The organism is Paraglaciecola sp., from assembly GCF_039943935.1.
Classification (GTDB): domain Bacteria; phylum Pseudomonadota; class Gammaproteobacteria; order Enterobacterales; family Alteromonadaceae; genus Paraglaciecola.
Window position 1 is genome coordinate 138492 of the sequence record NZ_JBDUZQ010000022.1, and the last position, 18332, is coordinate 156823.

Annotated in this window: 20 protein-coding genes and 1 tRNA gene; 7 read left to right on the plus strand and 14 right to left on the minus strand. The window is 40.1% G+C overall.

Annotated elements, in window-relative coordinates:
- Window positions 1-36: 36 nt before the first annotated feature.
- The 11 genes from flgJ to ABJD71_RS14665 form a co-directional block, all read right to left on the minus strand.
- Window positions 37-1023 carry a flagellar assembly peptidoglycan hydrolase FlgJ gene (gene flgJ / locus ABJD71_RS14615; protein WP_348170878.1) on the minus strand — a complete coding sequence of 329 codons (987 nt, stop codon included), beginning with the start codon at window positions 1021-1023 and terminating at the stop codon, window positions 37-39.
- An 8-nt stretch (window positions 1024-1031) separates the two neighbouring features.
- Window positions 1032-2144 (minus strand): flagellar basal body P-ring protein FlgI, encoded by a 1113-nt coding sequence (locus ABJD71_RS14620; RefSeq protein WP_348170881.1) that lies wholly within the window; start codon window positions 2142-2144, stop codon window positions 1032-1034.
- A gap of 13 nt (window positions 2145-2157) precedes the next feature.
- Entirely contained in the window at window positions 2158-2856 is a 699-nt protein-coding gene (flgH, locus tag ABJD71_RS14625; protein WP_348170884.1) for a flagellar basal body L-ring protein FlgH, read from the minus strand.
- Between the two features lie 15 nt (window positions 2857-2871).
- The gene (gene flgG, locus ABJD71_RS14630) at window positions 2872-3660 is read right to left on the minus strand and encodes a flagellar basal-body rod protein FlgG (RefSeq protein WP_348170887.1); all 789 of its coding nucleotides are present in this window, start codon (window positions 3658-3660) and stop codon (window positions 2872-2874) included.
- 38 nt (window positions 3661-3698) lie between these two features.
- Complete coding sequence (locus tag ABJD71_RS14635; RefSeq protein ID WP_348170890.1) at window positions 3699-4442, minus strand: flagellar basal body rod protein FlgF; 744 nt, start codon at window positions 4440-4442, stop codon at window positions 3699-3701.
- Between the two features lie 150 nt (window positions 4443-4592).
- The gene (flgE, locus tag ABJD71_RS14640; RefSeq protein WP_348170893.1) at window positions 4593-5972 is read right to left on the minus strand and encodes a flagellar hook protein FlgE; all 1380 of its coding nucleotides are present in this window, start codon (window positions 5970-5972) and stop codon (window positions 4593-4595) included.
- A gap of 15 nt (window positions 5973-5987) precedes the next feature.
- Complete coding sequence (flgD, locus tag ABJD71_RS14645; RefSeq protein ID WP_348170896.1) at window positions 5988-6671, minus strand: flagellar hook assembly protein FlgD; 684 nt, start codon at window positions 6669-6671, stop codon at window positions 5988-5990.
- A 39-nt stretch (window positions 6672-6710) separates the two neighbouring features.
- Complete coding sequence (gene flgC / locus ABJD71_RS14650; protein WP_133469194.1) at window positions 6711-7133, minus strand: flagellar basal body rod protein FlgC; 423 nt, start codon at window positions 7131-7133, stop codon at window positions 6711-6713.
- On the minus strand, window positions 7133-7534 hold the full coding sequence (flgB, locus tag ABJD71_RS14655) for a flagellar basal body rod protein FlgB (protein ID WP_133469193.1): 402 nt from the start codon (window positions 7532-7534) through the stop codon (window positions 7133-7135). Before flgB ends, flgC begins: the two co-directional genes overlap by 1 nt.
- Before the next feature lie 81 nt (window positions 7535-7615).
- Window positions 7616-8446 carry a protein-glutamate O-methyltransferase CheR gene (locus tag ABJD71_RS14660; protein ID WP_348170899.1) on the minus strand — a complete coding sequence of 277 codons (831 nt, stop codon included), beginning with the start codon at window positions 8444-8446 and terminating at the stop codon, window positions 7616-7618.
- A gap of 69 nt (window positions 8447-8515) precedes the next feature.
- On the minus strand, window positions 8516-9445 hold the full coding sequence (locus tag ABJD71_RS14665; RefSeq protein WP_348170902.1) for a chemotaxis protein CheV: 930 nt from the start codon (window positions 9443-9445) through the stop codon (window positions 8516-8518).
- A 170-nt stretch (window positions 9446-9615) separates the two neighbouring features.
- Between ABJD71_RS14665 and flgA the strand changes: the two genes are divergently transcribed.
- From flgA to flgN, 3 genes are all read left to right on the plus strand, one after another.
- Entirely contained in the window at window positions 9616-10326 is a 711-nt protein-coding gene (flgA, locus tag ABJD71_RS14670) for a flagellar basal body P-ring formation chaperone FlgA (protein WP_348170906.1), read from the plus strand.
- 128 nt (window positions 10327-10454) lie between these two features.
- A complete protein-coding gene (flgM, locus tag ABJD71_RS14675) occupies window positions 10455-10787 on the plus strand; it encodes a flagellar biosynthesis anti-sigma factor FlgM (protein ID WP_348170909.1) in 333 nt (110 codons plus the stop codon).
- 42 nt (window positions 10788-10829) lie between these two features.
- A complete protein-coding gene (gene flgN / locus ABJD71_RS14680) occupies window positions 10830-11258 on the plus strand; it encodes a flagellar export chaperone FlgN (RefSeq protein WP_348170911.1) in 429 nt (142 codons plus the stop codon).
- Between the two features lie 68 nt (window positions 11259-11326).
- Here the strand turns inward: flgN and ABJD71_RS14685 are convergent, their stop codons facing one another.
- Together ABJD71_RS14685 and nhaC are read right to left on the minus strand one after the other, a co-directional pair.
- Entirely contained in the window at window positions 11327-12250 is a 924-nt protein-coding gene (locus ABJD71_RS14685) for an aminotransferase class IV (protein ID WP_348170914.1), read from the minus strand.
- Between the two features lie 23 nt (window positions 12251-12273).
- Window positions 12274-13749 (minus strand): Na+/H+ antiporter NhaC, encoded by a 1476-nt coding sequence (nhaC, locus tag ABJD71_RS14690; protein WP_348170917.1) that lies wholly within the window; start codon window positions 13747-13749, stop codon window positions 12274-12276.
- A 140-nt stretch (window positions 13750-13889) separates the two neighbouring features.
- On the opposite strand from nhaC, the gene sulP reads away from it, so the two are divergent.
- Window positions 13890-15584, plus strand: coding sequence for a sulfate permease (gene sulP / locus ABJD71_RS14695; protein WP_348170920.1), 1695 nt, complete (start codon window positions 13890-13892; stop codon window positions 15582-15584).
- Between the two features lie 67 nt (window positions 15585-15651).
- Window positions 15652-16362: a GntR family transcriptional regulator gene (locus ABJD71_RS14700; protein WP_348170923.1), complete on the plus strand. Its 711-nt coding sequence runs from the start codon at window positions 15652-15654 to the stop codon at window positions 16360-16362.
- Window positions 16363-16384: 22 nt separating this feature from the next.
- Here the strand turns inward: ABJD71_RS14700 and ABJD71_RS14705 are convergent, their stop codons facing one another.
- Complete coding sequence (locus ABJD71_RS14705; protein WP_348171023.1) at window positions 16385-16816, minus strand: LPP20 family lipoprotein; 432 nt, start codon at window positions 16814-16816, stop codon at window positions 16385-16387.
- Between the two features lie 228 nt (window positions 16817-17044).
- Between ABJD71_RS14705 and ABJD71_RS14710 the strand changes: the two genes are divergently transcribed.
- Together ABJD71_RS14710 and ABJD71_RS14715 are read left to right on the plus strand one after the other, a co-directional pair.
- On the plus strand, window positions 17045-18196 hold the full coding sequence (locus ABJD71_RS14710) for a flagellar assembly protein FlgT (RefSeq protein ID WP_348170926.1): 1152 nt from the start codon (window positions 17045-17047) through the stop codon (window positions 18194-18196).
- A gap of 48 nt (window positions 18197-18244) precedes the next feature.
- Window positions 18245-18319, plus strand: a tRNA-Arg gene (locus ABJD71_RS14715).
- The last annotated feature ends 13 nt before the right edge of the window (window positions 18320-18332 follow it).

Genomic DNA, 18332 nt, shown 5'->3' on the forward strand with positions numbered 1-18332 from the left:
ATCTCCTCATCCTAATCGTGAGCATTAGTATTTTGTTCATGGTAAATACTGCTTAAATTGTGCACTTTCAAATACCGAGATAACCTTGTTGGCATATTCAGGATCTGTGGCGTAGCCGGCCTTCTGCAATTCAGAGAAGTAATTTTGTGGCGACTGGGTATTTTTGACAGCCTCTTCGTAACGAGGACTCTGCTGAACTAAATTCACGTAGTCTTTCATTGCCTCAGAAAAGTTTTCATAAACTTTAAAAGGTTGCTTTTTGGTAGAGGCTATACCTTGTTCAAACTCAACAGTATCCACTAACGCTCTATCACCTTGCCAACTTCGACTCGCTTTGATCCCAAACAAGTTATGGGAGTTTTCACCATCAACGTTATGGATCATATGCTTTCCCCAACCAGTTTCTAGCGCGGCCTGGGCGAGTAAAGCCTTAGGGTCAAGCCCCAATGTTCTTGCAGCTTGCTGTGCTACCGGGTACAGCTGCTCTATAAATGCTTGAGCATCATTAAATCCAGGAGACTTAAAGGCATTATATGACTTCACTTGCTCACCTGAATCTTTACCTTTGCCGTTAAGGTTTAAGTCACCTAAAACACTACTTTGTGCCGTTTGAGTTTGACTTACTGACTGCCGATTAATGCCAGACAAATTACCATCGTCACGGATAACTCCAGCAGGCATGTAACCATCACCTAACTGACCTAATTGGCGCACAATAATATCAGCTAAGCCAATACTGCCATTGCTGGATAAATCAGTTGCGAGCTGTTGGTCATGCATATCTCGGTAAAACTTTACCTGTTCAGAGTTAGTCGTACTGTCCTTATCAGCCAGCACATCTTGAGCTTTACGCATAGATTTAAGCATCATTTGTACAAATATGGCTTCAAACTGTTTAGCTGCTTCTTCTAACGCTGCCTTGTCACCACTTTGAGCTGCTTGGCGTAACGTATCCAAACCTTTGATATCGTTGGCGTTTCTAGATGCCTCTAAGGGGCTTTGAGTGAGTAATGTTTGGTCCATAATAAATACTAGATAACAACTAGCTCGCCCTGCAGGGCACCCGCTTCTCGGAGTGCTTCAAGTATTGCCATAAGGTCACCCGGGGCAGCCCCAACTTCATTTACTGCCCGTACCAGCTCATCCAAAGTCACACCAGGATCAAAACTAAACATACGGGTATCATCTAAATTCACATCCACAATTGATTGGGTGGTAACGACAGTTTCGCCATCTGCTAACGCGTTAGGTTGTGATACCAGTTGATTTTCAGCTATGGTCACAGTTAAGCCACCATGGGTAATAGCGGCGGGTAATAGTCTGACATCTTGCCCGATTACAATCGTGCCTGTTCGGCTATTAATTACGACTCGAGCTGATGCCTTAGCAGGGGTAAATTCAAAATTTTCTAAAATGGCCAAAAACCCTACCCTTTGACCTACATCTCTTGGTGCGGTAACCCGAACAGAGGCGGCATCTAATGGTGTAGCAATCACATAACCTTTAGATGGATCTGCGCCTAGTCGGTTATTAATCGTATCAGCTAAAATTTTTGCTGTCGTAAAGTCAGGGTAATTTAGGTTAAGGGTTAAAAAATCATTTTGCATAAAGCCGCTGGTAACTGCGCGCTCCACTAGTGCACCATTGGCAATCCTTCCCACTGTCGGCGTATTGACAACTATTTTTGAACCATCGCCACCTTCAGCGCCAAAACCGCTTACAACTAAACTACCTTGAGCCACAGCGTAAACATTGCCATCTAACCCTTTTAGAAAAGTTTGTACTAATGTACCACCTTGTAAACTTGCAGCTTCACCAATCGATGACACTGTTACGTCTATGGTTTGCCCTGGTTTAATAAAAGGCTTTAGTTCAGCATGCACAGCAACAGCCGCTACATTCTTTATTTTAGGCTTAACACTGCTATCTAAACTGATGCCGAAATTCGCTAGCATTGTTCTAAAGCTTTGCTCTGTAAAAGGACTTTGTTCACCTGTACCGGGTAAGCCAACTACTAATCCGTAACCAACCAATTGGTTACTTCTCACTCCCTGAATAGACGCTAAATCTTTAATTCTTTGTGCGCTAGAAACCGGCGATAAAATCAGGTTAATGACCACAAAAAAGTAAATAATAATTTTCATTTAATTCTCCAGCCTAAAACGGCCAATATTCCGATGAGAAAAAGCCGCTCAACCAACCAGCTTGTTGTGCAGAAGCAAAACTGCCGGTACCGCTGTACTGAATGCGCGCATTAGCGATTTTAGTGGATACAATTTCATTTGTAGGACTTACATCTGCAGGGCGAACAACCCCGGTTAACCGAATATACTCATCACCATTATTAAGGGTGAGCCATTTTTCGCCTCTCACTAATAAATTTTGATTGGCTAAAACCTGTACAACAGTCACTGAAATATTGCCATTAAGGTTGTTGCTTTGATTAGCAGATGCATCTCCAGTAAAGTCATTGGATGAATCTAGCCCAAGTTGAATAGACTGGCCCCCAATATTAATAGCATTTCCACCTAGTCCAATAATGGGATTCAAATCAATGCCAGTCTCTTTTGAATTACTGGTACCAGCTGACTTTGTGGCACTGGTATTTTCTTGCAGGGTAACAGTAATAATATCCCCTACCCTTCTAGCTTTGACATCAGAATACAAACTGTCAGCCATGTCTGACTGAAAAATAGCCCCATCATTAGATATTTTTTGTCGCGGCGACTCGGGCACTATCGGCGCATAGAAAGGATCATTTGGCAACGGATTGCGAGCACTCGTTGAGCCACACCCCATTAGAATTAATGCTCCTAAAGTAAAAATACTCACTGTCATTAAAACTTGATAAGACATTAAACTCCCCTTCCTTTAAAGCTGCTGAATAACCTGACCTAACATAGCGTCAACAGCAGAAATAACCTTAGAGTTCATCTCGTAAAGACGCTGGCTTTCAATCAAATTAACCAACTCTTCTGTTACATTAACATTAGATGTTTCAAGCGCTCCTTGTAAGATAGTCCCAATACCTTCTAGGCCTGGAACACCTTGAATGGGAGCCCCGCTTACTGCCGTTTCAACATACAGATTTTGACCGATGGGCTGTAAACCAGTGTCATTTATGAAGTCAGATAAAGTGATTTGCCCCAGTACTTGAGGCTCGGCTTCACCGTTTATTGAAGCAGATACTTCACCGTCTTGTGAAACTGTAATTTGTTGTGCATCTTCTGGCACTGTAATTTCTGGTTGTAACAAAAAACCAGCACCAGGTGTAACGATTTGCCCTTGATCGTTTAAGGTAAACTGGCCATTACGGGTATAAGCTATCGACCCATCTGGCTGTAATACTTCAAAGAAACCATTACCATTTACAAGCATATCTAAGGCATTATCTGTGGTTAACATATTCCCTTGAGTATGGCTTTTTTGCGTTGCCACGACCTTACTACCAGCGCCTAACATCAACCCCGAAGGTAACTCTGTATCTGCCGAAGAACGACCACCTGGTTGGTTAATATTTTGATAAAGTAAATCTTCAAACACCGCGCGATCTTTTTTAAATCCAACTGTGCTGGCATTTGCCAAATTATTGGATATTACTGCCACATCTGTTTGCGCGGCATCTAAACCAGTTTTACTTATCCACAATGCAGGATGCATAGTTTATCTCCTAAAATCACTAAATCTAATATGTTTAATTAAATGATACGCAACAATTGATTGCCTCGAGTATCCATACTCTCCGCGCGTTTCATCAACTTAACTTGCATTTCATAATGGCGCTGCAATGTAATCATGCTAACCATCTCTTCAACTGGGTTAACATTACTGCTTTCTAAAAAGCCCGTACGAATAGTGACTGTAGGATCTTCTGCCGCTACCTCTCCATCTTTCATACGAAAAAGCCCATCTGTGCCTCGCTGCATATTAGCCACATTAGGGTTTACAAATTTCAACCGTCCCACTTCTTCTAACACAGTTTCTGGCGCACCTTGCGGCTGAACAGACAACGTGCCGTCATTGGCGATATCAATATTTGAAACAGGGATAGGCAAGAAAATCGGCCCAAAATCTCCCACAATGGCATTACCATGAGAATCTTTTAACTCACCATTTGGCCCTAATTCAAAACTACCGTTACGGCTATAAGCTTCATTTCCATTTGCATCTAAAACTGAGAACCAACCATCACCTTGCAATGCAAGGTCTAACTCACGGCCTGTCTGTATCATGGTGCCACCCTCATAATCATTAGAGGGACTTTCTGTCATTGAGAATACTCGTGTCGGCAAACCTTCGCCGTAGGCCGGCATTGCTCGGGCTTGTTCTAACTGAGCTTTAAAACCAGTAGTTTGAGCATTAGCTAGGTTATTAGCGCGGACTGAAGCGCCCACTAAATCTTGATTAGCACCACTTGCGGCAATGTAGAGTAATTTATCCATGACAGAATCTTGACTTAATGAAAATATTACAACTAGATGTGCAAATAGGGTGCCAGCTATATAAATAAGACAAGTTAACGCTGCAGAATTATTAAACAAAAAAAGGCTGCCAAATGGCAGCCCTTAAACATCATATAAATCATGTGGTTACTATCTAATATTCAATACCGTTTGATTTAGCTGATTATTGATTTCTAATGCACGAGAGTTGGCTTGAAAATTACGTTGGGCAATAATCAAGTCGATTAGCTCTGTGGTGAGGTTAACATTTGCCTGTTCCAATGCCGAAGAGTTAATGTCTCCAAAGGTGCCTGTTGTTGCTTCACCCGCTAAGCCTTCGCCGGAAGCAATACTCTCTTTCCAGGCAGTGTTACTTTGTTGTGTCAGGCCTTGCTCGTTCGCAAACCTTACCAAAGCAACCCGAATGATAGGCTCAGAGGTACCATTTGAATACGTTGCCCGTAACAAGCCATCGGTATCTATATCAACACCTGTCAACCTGCCAACCGCTAGTCCATCTTGTTCTAAGGAAGTCACTTCAAAAGCAGAAGCATATTGAGTTGGTTCGTCAGCAACAGATGTTAGAGAGTTCAATACAAAGTTAGTGGTTATAGTTTGGGACGGCTCAGAGCCATTCGTCAATATGCCAGCACCAAGCTGAGTTGAAAGAGCATCACCTAAAGGAAGATCATCTCCATTAGAGTCTTGCATTGACGTAAAGTCACCACCACTACTGAACACCATTTTAAAGGCAGAAACACCAGAGCCAGCAGTACCATCACCTAAAGATGTCACGCCTACCTCATTAGTGGTTCCTCCCACACCATCTTCTAATGGAAGGTCATCAACATAGCTTACCCCAATCCATTCATTACTACTGGTAGCGGTACTATCTTTCATGAAGTAATAGGTCATTACATGACTATCACCTAAAGAGTCATAAATAGTGATTGATGTCGCTGAGTTATAAGTTGTCGGGTCATCTGGGTCAAATAATGCAGGGTCAACAGCTTCTTCACCTGCTGGTAAATTCATTGTAAGAGAAACTTCTGATGTAGCAGAAGGTGAACCTGATGAGTCAGGAATGGTGACTGGCTCTGTAGTACTTAATGCAACAGATGCAGATGTGCCATCAGTGTTAACAGGAAAACCTAACAGGTGATCGCCATTTGAGTTAACCACAAAGTTGTCAGAATTTAACTTGAACGCCCCAGCTCGAGTGTAGGAAAAGTCACGGTTATCTATATCTGGTACTGTGGCAAAAAAACCAGTACCTGTTACAGCTAAGTCCAATGCATTTTCAGTGAACTGCAAACTACCTTGCGAAAACTGTTGAGCAACTTCTTGAGTTAGTACCCCATCACCCACTTTAGTTTTACCACCTGCTAACAGAGATTGTGCATAAACATCACCAAACTCAGCACGGGATTCTTTAAAGCCTACTGTATTCACATTAGCAATGTTATTTGCCGTTGTATCTAGGTCTCTCTGTGCCGCTGACACACCGCTTAGTGCTATATTAAAAGACATATTTAATTACTCCTGTTAACCGCCGATTTGAATTACGTCGTCAAGTGTGACACTGACATCACCATCCAAATTAAGAATTATACCTTGGCTACTGGCCGCCAAACTGACACTATCAACGTGCCTGTTTATCGCGGTTGGCATTTGAACCGACTCACCGCTAATTTTTCCTTGAGCACTGACGACATAATTGCCAACCGGCATAGAATTGCCATTTGCGTCTGTACCATCCCAATTGAACTCAATATTGCCTGCCGCTTGCGTGCCAGCATTAATTGTTCTGACAATCTCGCCTGTTTCATTTTCTATAGTAATCTCAAGGTTCTGAATCGTTTCTTCACTAATGACTACACCAGAAATACTTTGTCCTTCTTCAGAGATATACCCTATGTCACCTTGTAACAGTACATCTTGTCCAATTAAGCTTGACGCTTGTAAAGCTTGGTTGGATGTCATTGAACTTGCAAAATCACCAAACTGAGTATTAAGCTGATCAATACCGTCAGCCATAGTAAAGCTGGTCATCTGTGCGACCATTTGGTCGTTATCTACAGGAGCGGTTGGGTCTTGATTCGCTAATTGTTCAGTTAATAACGAAAAGAAATCTTCCTGAGATAACTTCTGATTAGAATCATCTGCCACTTCAGGAGTTTCTGGCTGCCAATAAAGAGAGCTATTTAAGCCATTATTTACTGTATCCACTATCTATCCTCTCTGTAAGTCATTTCAGTAAGCACCTGATTAACTACCTTGACCAAGTCTCAACACGTTTCTAAAAATACGCTTAGTGGTATCAGCAACTTGAACATTAGTTTCATAGGCTTTAGAAGCTGACATCATGTCTGCCATCTCTTCAACAACGTTAACGTTAGGTTTATATATATAACCATCGCCATCAGCCATTGGATGTCCAGGGCTGTATTCAATTTGTAAAGGTTTAGTACTCTCAACCACGCCGAGCACATTCACCCGAGAACCAGCGCTTTGCTCTTGTGATGCACGTTGCATTTCAGCGGCAAATACAGGGTGACGAGCTTTGTAGGTATCTTCGTAGCTACTACTAACACTGTTCGCGTTAGCGACGTTACTGGCGGTGGTGTTCAAACGAATACTCTGTGCACTCATGCCCGTACTGGCGATATCCATTACATTAAATAGACTCATTATTGCTGCCCTCCACTGATGGCCTTTTTCATGCCTTTAATCTTGCCGTTAAGAAATTCCATGCCAGCTTGATAACGCAGGCCATTGTCCAAGAAGGTATTTCTTTCGATTTGCACATCTACCGTATTACCATCACCTGTATCAGGTTGATTTGGGGTACGGAATTGCAAATCATCAACGGCTTTCATTGAGCCTTTAATATGACCTTCGTGTGTTCGGGTTAGATTGTGACTTTGATTGAACTGTGCAGACTTCATCGCCTGCTGAAAATCAATATCTTTTGCTTTATAACCCGGTGTATTGGCGTTAGCGAGATTTCCAGCAATAACTTCCATTCGTTCAGTACGAACTTGTAATGCTTTGTGATGAAACCCCATCAATTTATCTAAGCTGATTGCCATGTATTTCTCCTCTATAGATTAAACAAAGCAAAGCTTATGCCAGAGGGCATTATTAATTAAAAAATAACAAAATTAATGGGTTTAAGAAGGGTTTTTCCGGTAATACAGGCCAGATTGGCAACGAACCATGGTGAATTCATCTGTTAAGTTAGATATAGATTCTGATGCTCCTAAAAATAAAATGCCGCCTTCTTGCAGGCAGGCGGCAAACTTTTGCAGTATTTTCTTTTTAACTTCAGGTGAAAAGTAAATCAGAACATTTCGACAAAAAATGATGTCAAAACGCCCTAAGGATTGATAACTCCCTAACAAATTTAAGGATTTAAATTTAGTTAAAGCCCTAACGTTTGATTTTACTCTCAATGTATCATTGTCAGCAGATTCAAAATATTCAGCCTTGTACTTTTCTTCTATTCCTCTAGACATAGCTAAATAGTCATATTCTGCGAGATTAGCCCGTTGTAGCATTTCGTCAGATATATCTGTGCCTATTATTTCAGCGCTATTTCGAAGACCACGACCTAATTTATTAAAGTTTAAAATTGTCATGGCAATGGAATACGCTTCTTGTCCTGATGAACAAGCTGCACTCCAAACTCGAAGAGGGCCAGCTTTATTGGTAAATTGCGACAAAATATCCTTTTCTAATAGCACAAAAGGGTATTGGTCACGAAACCATAAGGTTTCGTTAGTCGTCATAGCCTCGACTGCAAGATCTCGAACTCGGCTATTTCCAGCTAAAATTTTATCAATACAATCTTCAACAGAGTCTAACTGTAATTGCCTAACAATAGGCGTTAAGCGACTAACAACGAGATATTGTCGATTATTACCTAAGACAATGCCGCAAGCTTGCTCTAAAAACTGTGCAAAAGAAGAATAGCGTGAAAAATCTAGGTCTTTTTCCATCATCTCCCCCACTCCTTTTTTGTTAACAAACAAGATTCCATTTTAGCAGACGGCACCTTTATAAAGCTGTATCTATTTCGTTTTACCGAACCATTTTTGAACTGACGTTGCCAATTCGTCCGGATGAAACTTAGCAATAAAATCATCAGCACCTACTTTCTGCACCATGGCTTGGTTGAACACACCACTCAATGACGTATGCAAAATCACATGTAAGTTTTTAAGTTCAGGTGTATTTCTAATTTCTGCGGTTAAGGTGTAACCGTCCATCTCTGGCATTTCAATATCAGAAACTAACACGCCAACTTTATCAGTAACATCACCGGTTTCGGCCCCAATCTCTTTCAAACGTTCAAGTGCTTCTAATCCGTTTTTAGCCAACTCAATTTCTAACCCTAAAGCCGACAGAGCCTTTTTAACTTGATTACGGGCAACAGAAGAATCATCAGCAATAAAAATAATTTTTTGTTGGGTTTCAGTTTCTACATCAATAGTACTTTCAAAGTCATCACTTAAGTCAGTATTAACCGGAGAAATTTCATTTAAAATTTTCTCAACATCTAGAATTTCAATTAGTTCATCTTCTATTTCAGTTACAGCAGTTAAATAGCTTGCTTTACCACTACCTTTTGGTGGTGGCATAATCGACTGCCAATTGGTATTGATAATACGTTCAACTGAACCTACTAAAAACCCCTGAACTGAACTGTTATATTCTGCAATAATGATAAAAGAGTTTTCTACATCTTCAATGCGCTTGCCTCCAGTAGCCAAACTCATGTCAATAACAGATATAGTTTGCCCTCGAATGTGCGCAATACCTCTAACCAAGCCATTCAATTTGGGCATAGAAGTAAGAGGGGGACATTGCAGAACCTCTCGTACTTTAAATACGTTTATACCAAATCTTTGTCTTGAATTAAGCTTAAATAGTAATAACTCTAACCTGTTTTCACCCACCAACTGCGTACGTTGGTTAACTGAGTTAAGGATTTCAGACATATGCAACTCCAATTCATTTAAATCCGGCGTATAATTTGCTTTACAATTACATCTAATAACAAATTATTGACGCTTTCTACCTAACCTACAGAATCCGACTATCTCAATAGGTTGTGTTCAAAACCTAAGGTTTAATGCCTCTAGCATAGACAACTTAACGACAAGTGAACATGAAAAAATCACATTATTATCAAAGTCCGTTCAACTTCATAGCAATTATATACTTTACATTGACTACTGTAGCGGCCGCATCACAAAATAATTTAGCTAAACAACAGCTCATAATTCAAGCTGAACAATTTGTATTTCAAAATTTATCTCCTAATCCTACAAATAAAGTAACTGTTTCAGCCATGCCTATTGATGAGCGAATTAATATACCAAGCTGCACAACAGGGTTAGTATTCTCTGTTAGCCCCGAAGCGCTAAAGCAATCAAATGTAACGGTTAAAGCACAGTGCCCATCTAGCAACTGGTATATTTTTATGGTTGTAAAGGCACTCCAGACTCAAGCCGTCGTTGTTTTTTCAAGCGCGGTAAGCCCAGGTACTATCCTTACAAGCAACAATGTTAATATAGTCAATATGGATGTAAAAAGATTGAGAAGTACTACCTTTTCAAAAGTTGAGCAAGTATTAGGCGCTCGAATTAAGCGCAGAGTCTCTGCAGGCCGCCCTGTATCCCCTCAGAATTTATGTTACGTATGTAAAGGGGATAGTGTCGTAATTTCAGCTGGCTCTGAAACTATGCGAGTTAAGACTAGCGGTATAGCATTAGAAGATGGTAAAATGGGTGACACAATTCAAGTAAGAAATAGTCGCTCGAACAAGCTTATTCAAGCGAAAGTAACGAGCACGGGGCAAGTAGAAGTAAATATTTAATTTTATAAAGCTATGTTTAACAATAGCTTTGGTAAACTTGTAAGATTTTTTACTTTTATCACTAAAATATTTATTGTCGTTGCCGATACTATATTTGAGGTTTAAATTAAAGGTTTGGGATAGTCATCATGTCTATTAATAATGTAAATAACGGTAGCCCCAAAGCACCGATTGATAATCAAAAGTTGAATCAGCAACAGCAAGCTTTGAATAACGATAAGGCACAGCTGGCAGATCCGCAAAAGAGTGCGTCTGCAACCCGTCAAGATTCTGTTTCACTGACATCTTCAGCACAACAGCTGAATCAAGTACAAAAGAAAGGCTCTGAAGCTCCAGTTAATCAGGAGAAAGTAGATAAGCTTAAAAAAGCTATTCAAAACGGTGAATATACAGTTAACGCTGAAAGCTTAGCCCAAAAAATCTCAGCACTTGAGTCAGAAATATTTGGTACTGATGCCTAAAAAAAGCATAATGAATAATTATCCTCAATATCGGTTATTCTTATGCTTGAATTAAAAACTACAATTACTGCACAGAAAAACAACTTACAGGAACTACAACGCCTTCTGGAAACAGAGCTACACCTTATTAGTAGCCGAGATGCAGAAGCCTTAATATCGCTCCTTAGTACTAAAGAGGCACTGCTGGCCACCATCCAAGAGCAAGACCTCGTTATATCAAAGATATACAATAATGCTACGCAAGAATTAAAAGACGACAACGACATTACTTCCTTGTTCAATGATGCAAAAGAACTAGTAAGTCAGTGTAAGTTTCGTACCCAAATCAATCAGACTGCAGTTGAGCAAGGTCAACTTAGACTTGAGCATTTACGTAGTTTATTAATTGAGTCTAGAGCCAAAGAATCAATGACTTATGATAAGAGTGGAAAAACTCGAGGTGGCTCGGCAACCGGCGGTATTAGCGCTTAATCTGCTGTAAAAAGTTTTCCACTCCAAACGACTAACTTCTAAATTGAATCCTATAACGTGTTAAACAATTAACTTGTCGCCTTTTGTTTGTATAAGGCTTTAATTTTAGCTAACACTGGGCCTGCTTTACCATCGCCGATTTGCCTGCCATCTATTTCAGAAACAGGGGTTTGCCCTGCAAATGTCCCAGTAAGAAACGCTTCATCAGCTGAATAAGTTTCATATAGAGAATAGTTCTTTAACTTTACAGGGATGCCGTTTTCTTCACAGATTTCGATTACTTTTTTACGGGTAATACCATTCATACAATAATCACCAGACGACGTCCAAAGCTCTCCTTTGCGAACAATGAAAAAGTTGCAAGAATTAGAAGTATTCACAAATCCATGAGGGTCAAGCATTAATGCTTCATTCGCCCCTGCTTTTAAAGCGTGATTAAGGGCTGTTATACAGTTTAATTTGTTATGGCAATTTAACTTAGGATCTTGAGTCGTAGGTAACCCCCTAACTATGGGTACTGTATGTAAAGTTACACCAGAATTAGCTGTCTCTAAGTTAATCACACTATGTTCGGCAATCACTACTATGGTAGACCCAAAAATACTTAAGCGAGGATCTTGGAAAGGTTTCGTCTTTTTACCGCGGCTCACCATTAAACGTACATGTACATTATCTGTCATACTATTCGCATCGAGGGTTTGCTGCAAAATGCCTTTCATTTCGTCGCGGCTTACCCCAATGTCTATATCCAGAAAATACGCAGACTCATATAAGCGTTCTAAATGCTCATCAAGAAAAGCCAACTTCCCTTTGTACAAACGTAAGCCCTCCCAGACGCCATCACCAAGCAAAAAACCGCTATCGTAGACAGACACTTTAGCGTCTTCTTTGTTGACTAACTCACCATTAACATAAATTTTTATATGCTCATTACGAGGATCATTCTCGCTATCATGGGTTGAGGGTACATATGCTACGGCTGTAGATTTCACATTTTTCTCCAAAGTAAAAATAACTACTTAATCAGTAAGGTTTTGGTATTTTCAGGCGATGCTTCAATCACCTTCCCATCAACTAAAATTAGCGATTTCTGCTGACACCAATTTTGAATTTCTTGCTCAGAGGCTTTAGGAATAAACCACCCAGTTAGCCCCCAAAATAAATTAATGAGAAAAGATATCCAATTGCAAAATGCAAAAGGCGCATAAAGCACAGTAGGAATACCTAAAGTGCCAGATACAAACACAGCACCTGAGTTCCATGGAATAAGCGGGGCACTCATAGTGGCTCCATCTTCCAGTATTCTAGATACGTTGCAGCTTGACAGTCTCTGCCCTCTAAATGCGGGAGTAAACATCCGACCTGGTATGGTGTATGCAATAAAAGCATTGCTGGCAAAGTTGAAACTAACGGTTGCAAACATTGTGGCAAACACCAAGCCAATACGCCCTTTAAGAAAAGGCATCACACTAGATAAAATGGCATCAAAACATCCCGTTTTTTGCAATACACCGCCAAATGCCATAGCAATCATAATAAGAGTAATCACCCATGTCATAGACATGATCCCACCTTTAGACAACAATGTGTCTATAGCGGGATTGCCACTATCACTGACATAACCACTCATCATTACCTGTAAAATCTCGTTTACGGGCATACCTTGTACAAAAAATGCTATTAAACTCGCCATAAATACACCTAAAAACATACAAGGCATAGGCTCTACTTTTTTCCAAATACATATACCTATTACAAATGGCGGCAACAACACCCAAAGGTTTAGCACAAAGGATTGTGTCAACAATCGGTCCAGAGTTTCTACATTACCTAACTCTGCCAAGTTGCTGGTGTAAGCATTGCCCAAATATGTATAAATGATTAAAGAGATAACTAAAGCAGGAAACGTTGTTGGTAACATATTACGCATATGAGTATAGAGATCAGTGCCAGTAATGGCAGCTGTGAAATTGGTTGTATCAGATAGAGGTGACATTTTATCTCCAAACCATGCACCAGATACAATCGCTCCAGCAGTCAAGTAGCTGGGTATACCTAAACTTTCACCAATACCAAGTAATGCTAAACCAATTGTGCCTACTGTGCCCCAAGAGGTTCCGGTAAAAACGGAGACGATGGCACAGATGATACAAGTTAGAGGTAAGAAGCCTACCGGGGTTAAAATTTCCAAACCAATTTTAGTCAAGAAAGGGACTGTACCACTAGCAATCCAAGTACCTATGGTCATGCCAACTACCATAAAAATACCAAGAACGGGTAATGCCACTGCAACACTTGATAACATGCCCTGCTGCAGCTCTGACCATTTATGTCCGTGCAAAATCCCAAAAATGGCGGTAATACCAATACCTAAAATCAGGGGAATGTGCGGAGCCCCTCCAAACACTAAAATTTGTACCATCAAAATGGCTAAAGTGCTCATAATAGGCACCAACGCAACTTGCCAACTTGGCTGACGAACTTTTTTCATCTGGTCATTACCTATCAGTATTAAGTGAGCAAAGCATATCAAGATAAAAAACAATTGTCGACATAACTGTACACAACAGTGTTTATTAAGGTATAAAGAAGCCCGATAGGGTTACTTTCCTGATTACTGGGGCAACAAAAATGACTTGGCTCAAAAATTACAACTTAAGTATGTTTGCTGGAGACTTTGTGGCGGGGTTAGTGACCGCTAGCATTGCTGTCCCCCAGTCATTAGCTTATGCACAACTGGCAGGGTTTCCCCCAGAATATGGCTTATACGCTGCTATTTTACCTTTGCTGATATATGCTTGCTTAGGAAGTAGTCGTACATTAGTAGTTGGCCCAGCTGCACTGATAAGTTTATTAATAGGTTCGTCCATAACTAAGCTAGCCCCACAAACCACTCAAGAATATATAAGCTTAGGGATTAATCTAACCGTTTTATCTGGATTGTTTTTGCTATTACTGAGCTTATTGCGGCTAGGAAGCTTAACTACCTTTATAAGTAAACCGGTGATAAGTGGCTTTACTAGTGCTTCAGCCATTATCATAGCAAGTAGTCAAATTCCGGTTATTTTAGGTTTGCAGCTTAACAATGGTTTAGCCTTTAAAGATGTTTTATTCTTTACTGTTACCCACCTAGATCAAACCAATTTAGCAGTATTGGCATTAAGCACTCTGGGACTTATCTTGCTTTGGTCTAGTAAATCATTACTCCCAGCTTTATTAAAAAAATTACAGCTGACAGGTCCTGTTGCCTTAGGAGTAAGTAAATCTAGTCCTATTTTACTGGTTATTATTAGCATAGGTGTAATGAGCCTGTTTCACATGCAAAACAGCTACGATGTAGCCGTTATAGGTCAAATACCTAATTCTTTTCCAAGTATTAGCCTTGATACCTTAACCATTAATCGTTGGCCTGAGCTGGCTGTTCCTGCAGCATCGATTGCTCTTATTTGTTTTTTAACCAGTATTGCCACTGGGATTACTCTTGCTAGTAAAAAGCGTGAGAAGCTTAACTCAAATCAAGAATTGTTAGCATTAGGTGCCGCCAATATTGGTTCGTCTCTGTTAGGTTCATTTGCCTTAGCTGGCAGTGTTAGCCGCTCTATGGTGAATTATGCATCTGGAGCTGTCACTCAAATGGCAAACGTAATATCCGCTGCTGCGTTAGTCACTAGTTTGTTGTTTCTTACTCCATATCTAATTAACCTACCTAAAGCGATGTTAGGGGTAATAGTGATCATGTCTGTATTGCCGATGATAGACTTTAAACATATTCAACGCTGTTGGGCGTTTAACAAAGCCGATGCCATTAGTTTACTATTTACCTTTCTTAGTTCGCTATTGTTGGGAGTAGAGATTGGAATTTGGGCGGGTATTGCCTGCTCTATGGTATTGTTTCTGCGCCGAAGTACTCACCCTCATATCGCAGAAGTTGGAAGAGCAGAAAGTGGTTACTTCAGAAATATAAAACGCCTCAACGTAGAAACACAAAAACATACCGTTTACTTGAGAATTGATGAAAATTTGTTTTTTGCTAACGTTCAATACATTGAAAACTATATTATGGAACGATGCGGACAAACCTCAGATATTAAGCACCTAGTACTAATTTTTAGTTCCGTTAGCTCTATTGACGAAAGTGCACTTGAGACCCTAGAGGCCTTAATTTTGAATCTAAGAGAAGCGGGCATAACTCTGCATTTATCAGACGTAAAAGGCATTATTCAAGATAAATTAAAATTAACAGATATTTTGTTAACATTGGCGCCAGGGAAGTTATTTTTTACTGCCAATGAAGCCATGAATTACCTTGAAAACAATACTGAATGACTTAAAAACTAGGTTTTCCTTCTTATTAGCTCTAACCCCTTTATAATACCAAAAGAATACAAAAGATTTGTTAAACCAAACTATGCCTAAAAGTCCAGCCACGAGTGGTAAGGTATCCAATGCCGTTACCATTTACGAAACTATCAGAGAAGAAATACTCACCCTAGTATTAGCGCCTAGCAGTACTATTGATGAAAACAGTATGGCCAAACGGTTTGAAGTGTCTCGCTCACCGGTTAGAGAAGCGTTTATACGTTTGTCTGCAGATGGCCTAATTAAAACGTTGCCCAATAAAAACTCTCAGGTATCTCCACTAGCTCTAGAAGACTTCCCAAACTTTATGGACGCCCTTGATCTAGTGCAAAGAGCCGTGACTCGATTAGCGGCTGAAAACCGCACAGATTCAGATTTACAATTGATAAGAGACAAAAATCAACAGTTTAAAGAAGCCGTTCGCTCCCATGACGTGGTAGCGATGATAGATTGTAATCATGCATTTCATATGGCGGTAAGTGAAGCCTCACAAAACAGCTATTTTACTTTAATGTATAAAAGGTTATTGGATGAAGGCAAACGAACACTGAGAATTTACTATCGCCTGTTCAGCGACAACCCTCCCCCAGAAATGGTCGATAATCATGATTTGATTATCGAAGCTATTAAAAATAAAGATAGCAATCTTGCAGACAAGTTAGCACAACAACACGCCAATCAACTAAGTGATGGTTTTATTAACTATTTGAGTAAACGACAATCTCAGAAAATACAGTTTAGTTAGACCTAACTTGTTAGTTACTACGCTAATAATAACGCACATCTTTAATTCGTTTCGGTTTAGCAGTTGATAGATAGATATCGTTCACCAATTTGAAATCTAATTCTAGTTCTGTGGCATAGGTATCGTTACCAACTGGGTAGCTTTTAACAACCCTTGCTCCTCTAATTACACCTTGAACAGAGCTATCCAAATGAGTGTTTTCTAACACCATACTTTGTAATGACTGGCCACCGTCAACTTTTTGTCCATACACCTGTTGAGTTAATTCTCTATAAGCATCTAATTTAGAGGCCTTTAGTGCCATTAACATTTTCACTGAATCGTTTGTCCCGCGCTGAGCGGAAATCGGAGCATAACCAATAGCAGAAATCACAGGATAGGTATCAGGTTCTATTGTTTCCCACTCCACATGTTTACTAAACCAACTTGTACATCCCATGAAAAAGGTTGGCATAACCCAAATCAATACCTTTAAGCCTTTGTTTAAATTAAGCAACATTGTTTCACCACCTACATATGATCTTATGTAAATAACAAAGCAATAACCATACCCAAAACCTGAGATTGTGATGTAGAAGTCTCGTTAGGTACGATTTGTGCTTAACCCTGATAAAATATTGATAAGCAATATTCTGACAAAATACTGTCTCTATAGTTTTGCAAATACTTAACAGGTCAAAACATGCCAGCTGTGAAAAACCAAATTCTGTTTCTAGTTTTATTGGTAACTAGCCTTCCGACCCAAGCTATATGGTTTGAAGCCAGTGGACAAGCCGTTATCCATGACGGTCAAAAACAAGCAGCACGGCAGCTAGCCACTCAAGAAGCCATTAAGCAAGCGCTGCTGTTTTCTGGCGCATCAGTAAAAAATGTACAGACAATGGCGAATGGCTTACTTGCAGATGACACCCTAGAAATCACCGCAGCAGGCGATGTAAACCACATAGAGCTTACCAACGAGGTATACCATAAAGACTATGTAACTGTTTCTATTCGCGCCGATATTTTCCCAGTTGAGGCTAGCTGTGCAGCTTCAGATTACAAAAAAAGCATAGTTACCACTTGGTACGACTTTCAAAAGCGGCAACAAGCTGCAGCCGGCAACTTATATGACTTTGGAAAAGCCTTTGCCACCCGGCTACAACTTGCTTCTCGAGAAAACAGTAAATTTAGCTATATAAAACAAGTTGAGCCTTATTACCTAAAATCAGTCCTTAGTGAACAAAAATCCTTTGCCTACGAGCTATCTCGAAAAACTAATAGTCAATTTGTATTATTTGGCGAAATCAACGAATTCTCTGTTGAAAGAGCACCTAGTCAAAACTGGGTTCCATGGGCTGATGATTTAATCACTCGTAATCTAGCCGTTACGCTCACTATGTATGATGGTTATTCTGGTGAAATGGTCTATCAAAAAATTGAAAATATGAGTGCTTTATGGGACTTTAATTTACATCAAAGTATTGATAGTGATAGCCACAAACTTTGGAGTTCAAAATTTGGGCTCGCCACGCAGGAATTGCAGCAACAAAGCATACAAGAAATCGACGATGTAATTAGTTGCCAGCCTGCATATGGTAGAGTTATTAAGACTGGTGATGAAAGCCTCATTATCAACATAGGGCTTCAAAACGGCGTTAAAAAGGGTGATAAGCTTACTCTATTCAAAATGAACCAATATCACTCCCCGCAAGGCGAGCCGCGTAGGCAGTTTCACCTGCATCCTGAAAAAGTTATCGTCGCCGAAGTGTTTTCTGAAACAGCCATAATAAAATCTCCCACTGGAGCACTATTGGTGAATATTCAAGCAAACGATTTTGCAGCAAGACAATAGCGGTTTAATTCCTGACAGTACTGAGACATAATACTTTACTAACTATACGTCCCCGTAGTTTAATGGATAAAACAAGGCCCTCCTAAGGCTTAGATCTAGGTTCGATTCCTGGTGGGGACGCCATATTAGATATCAG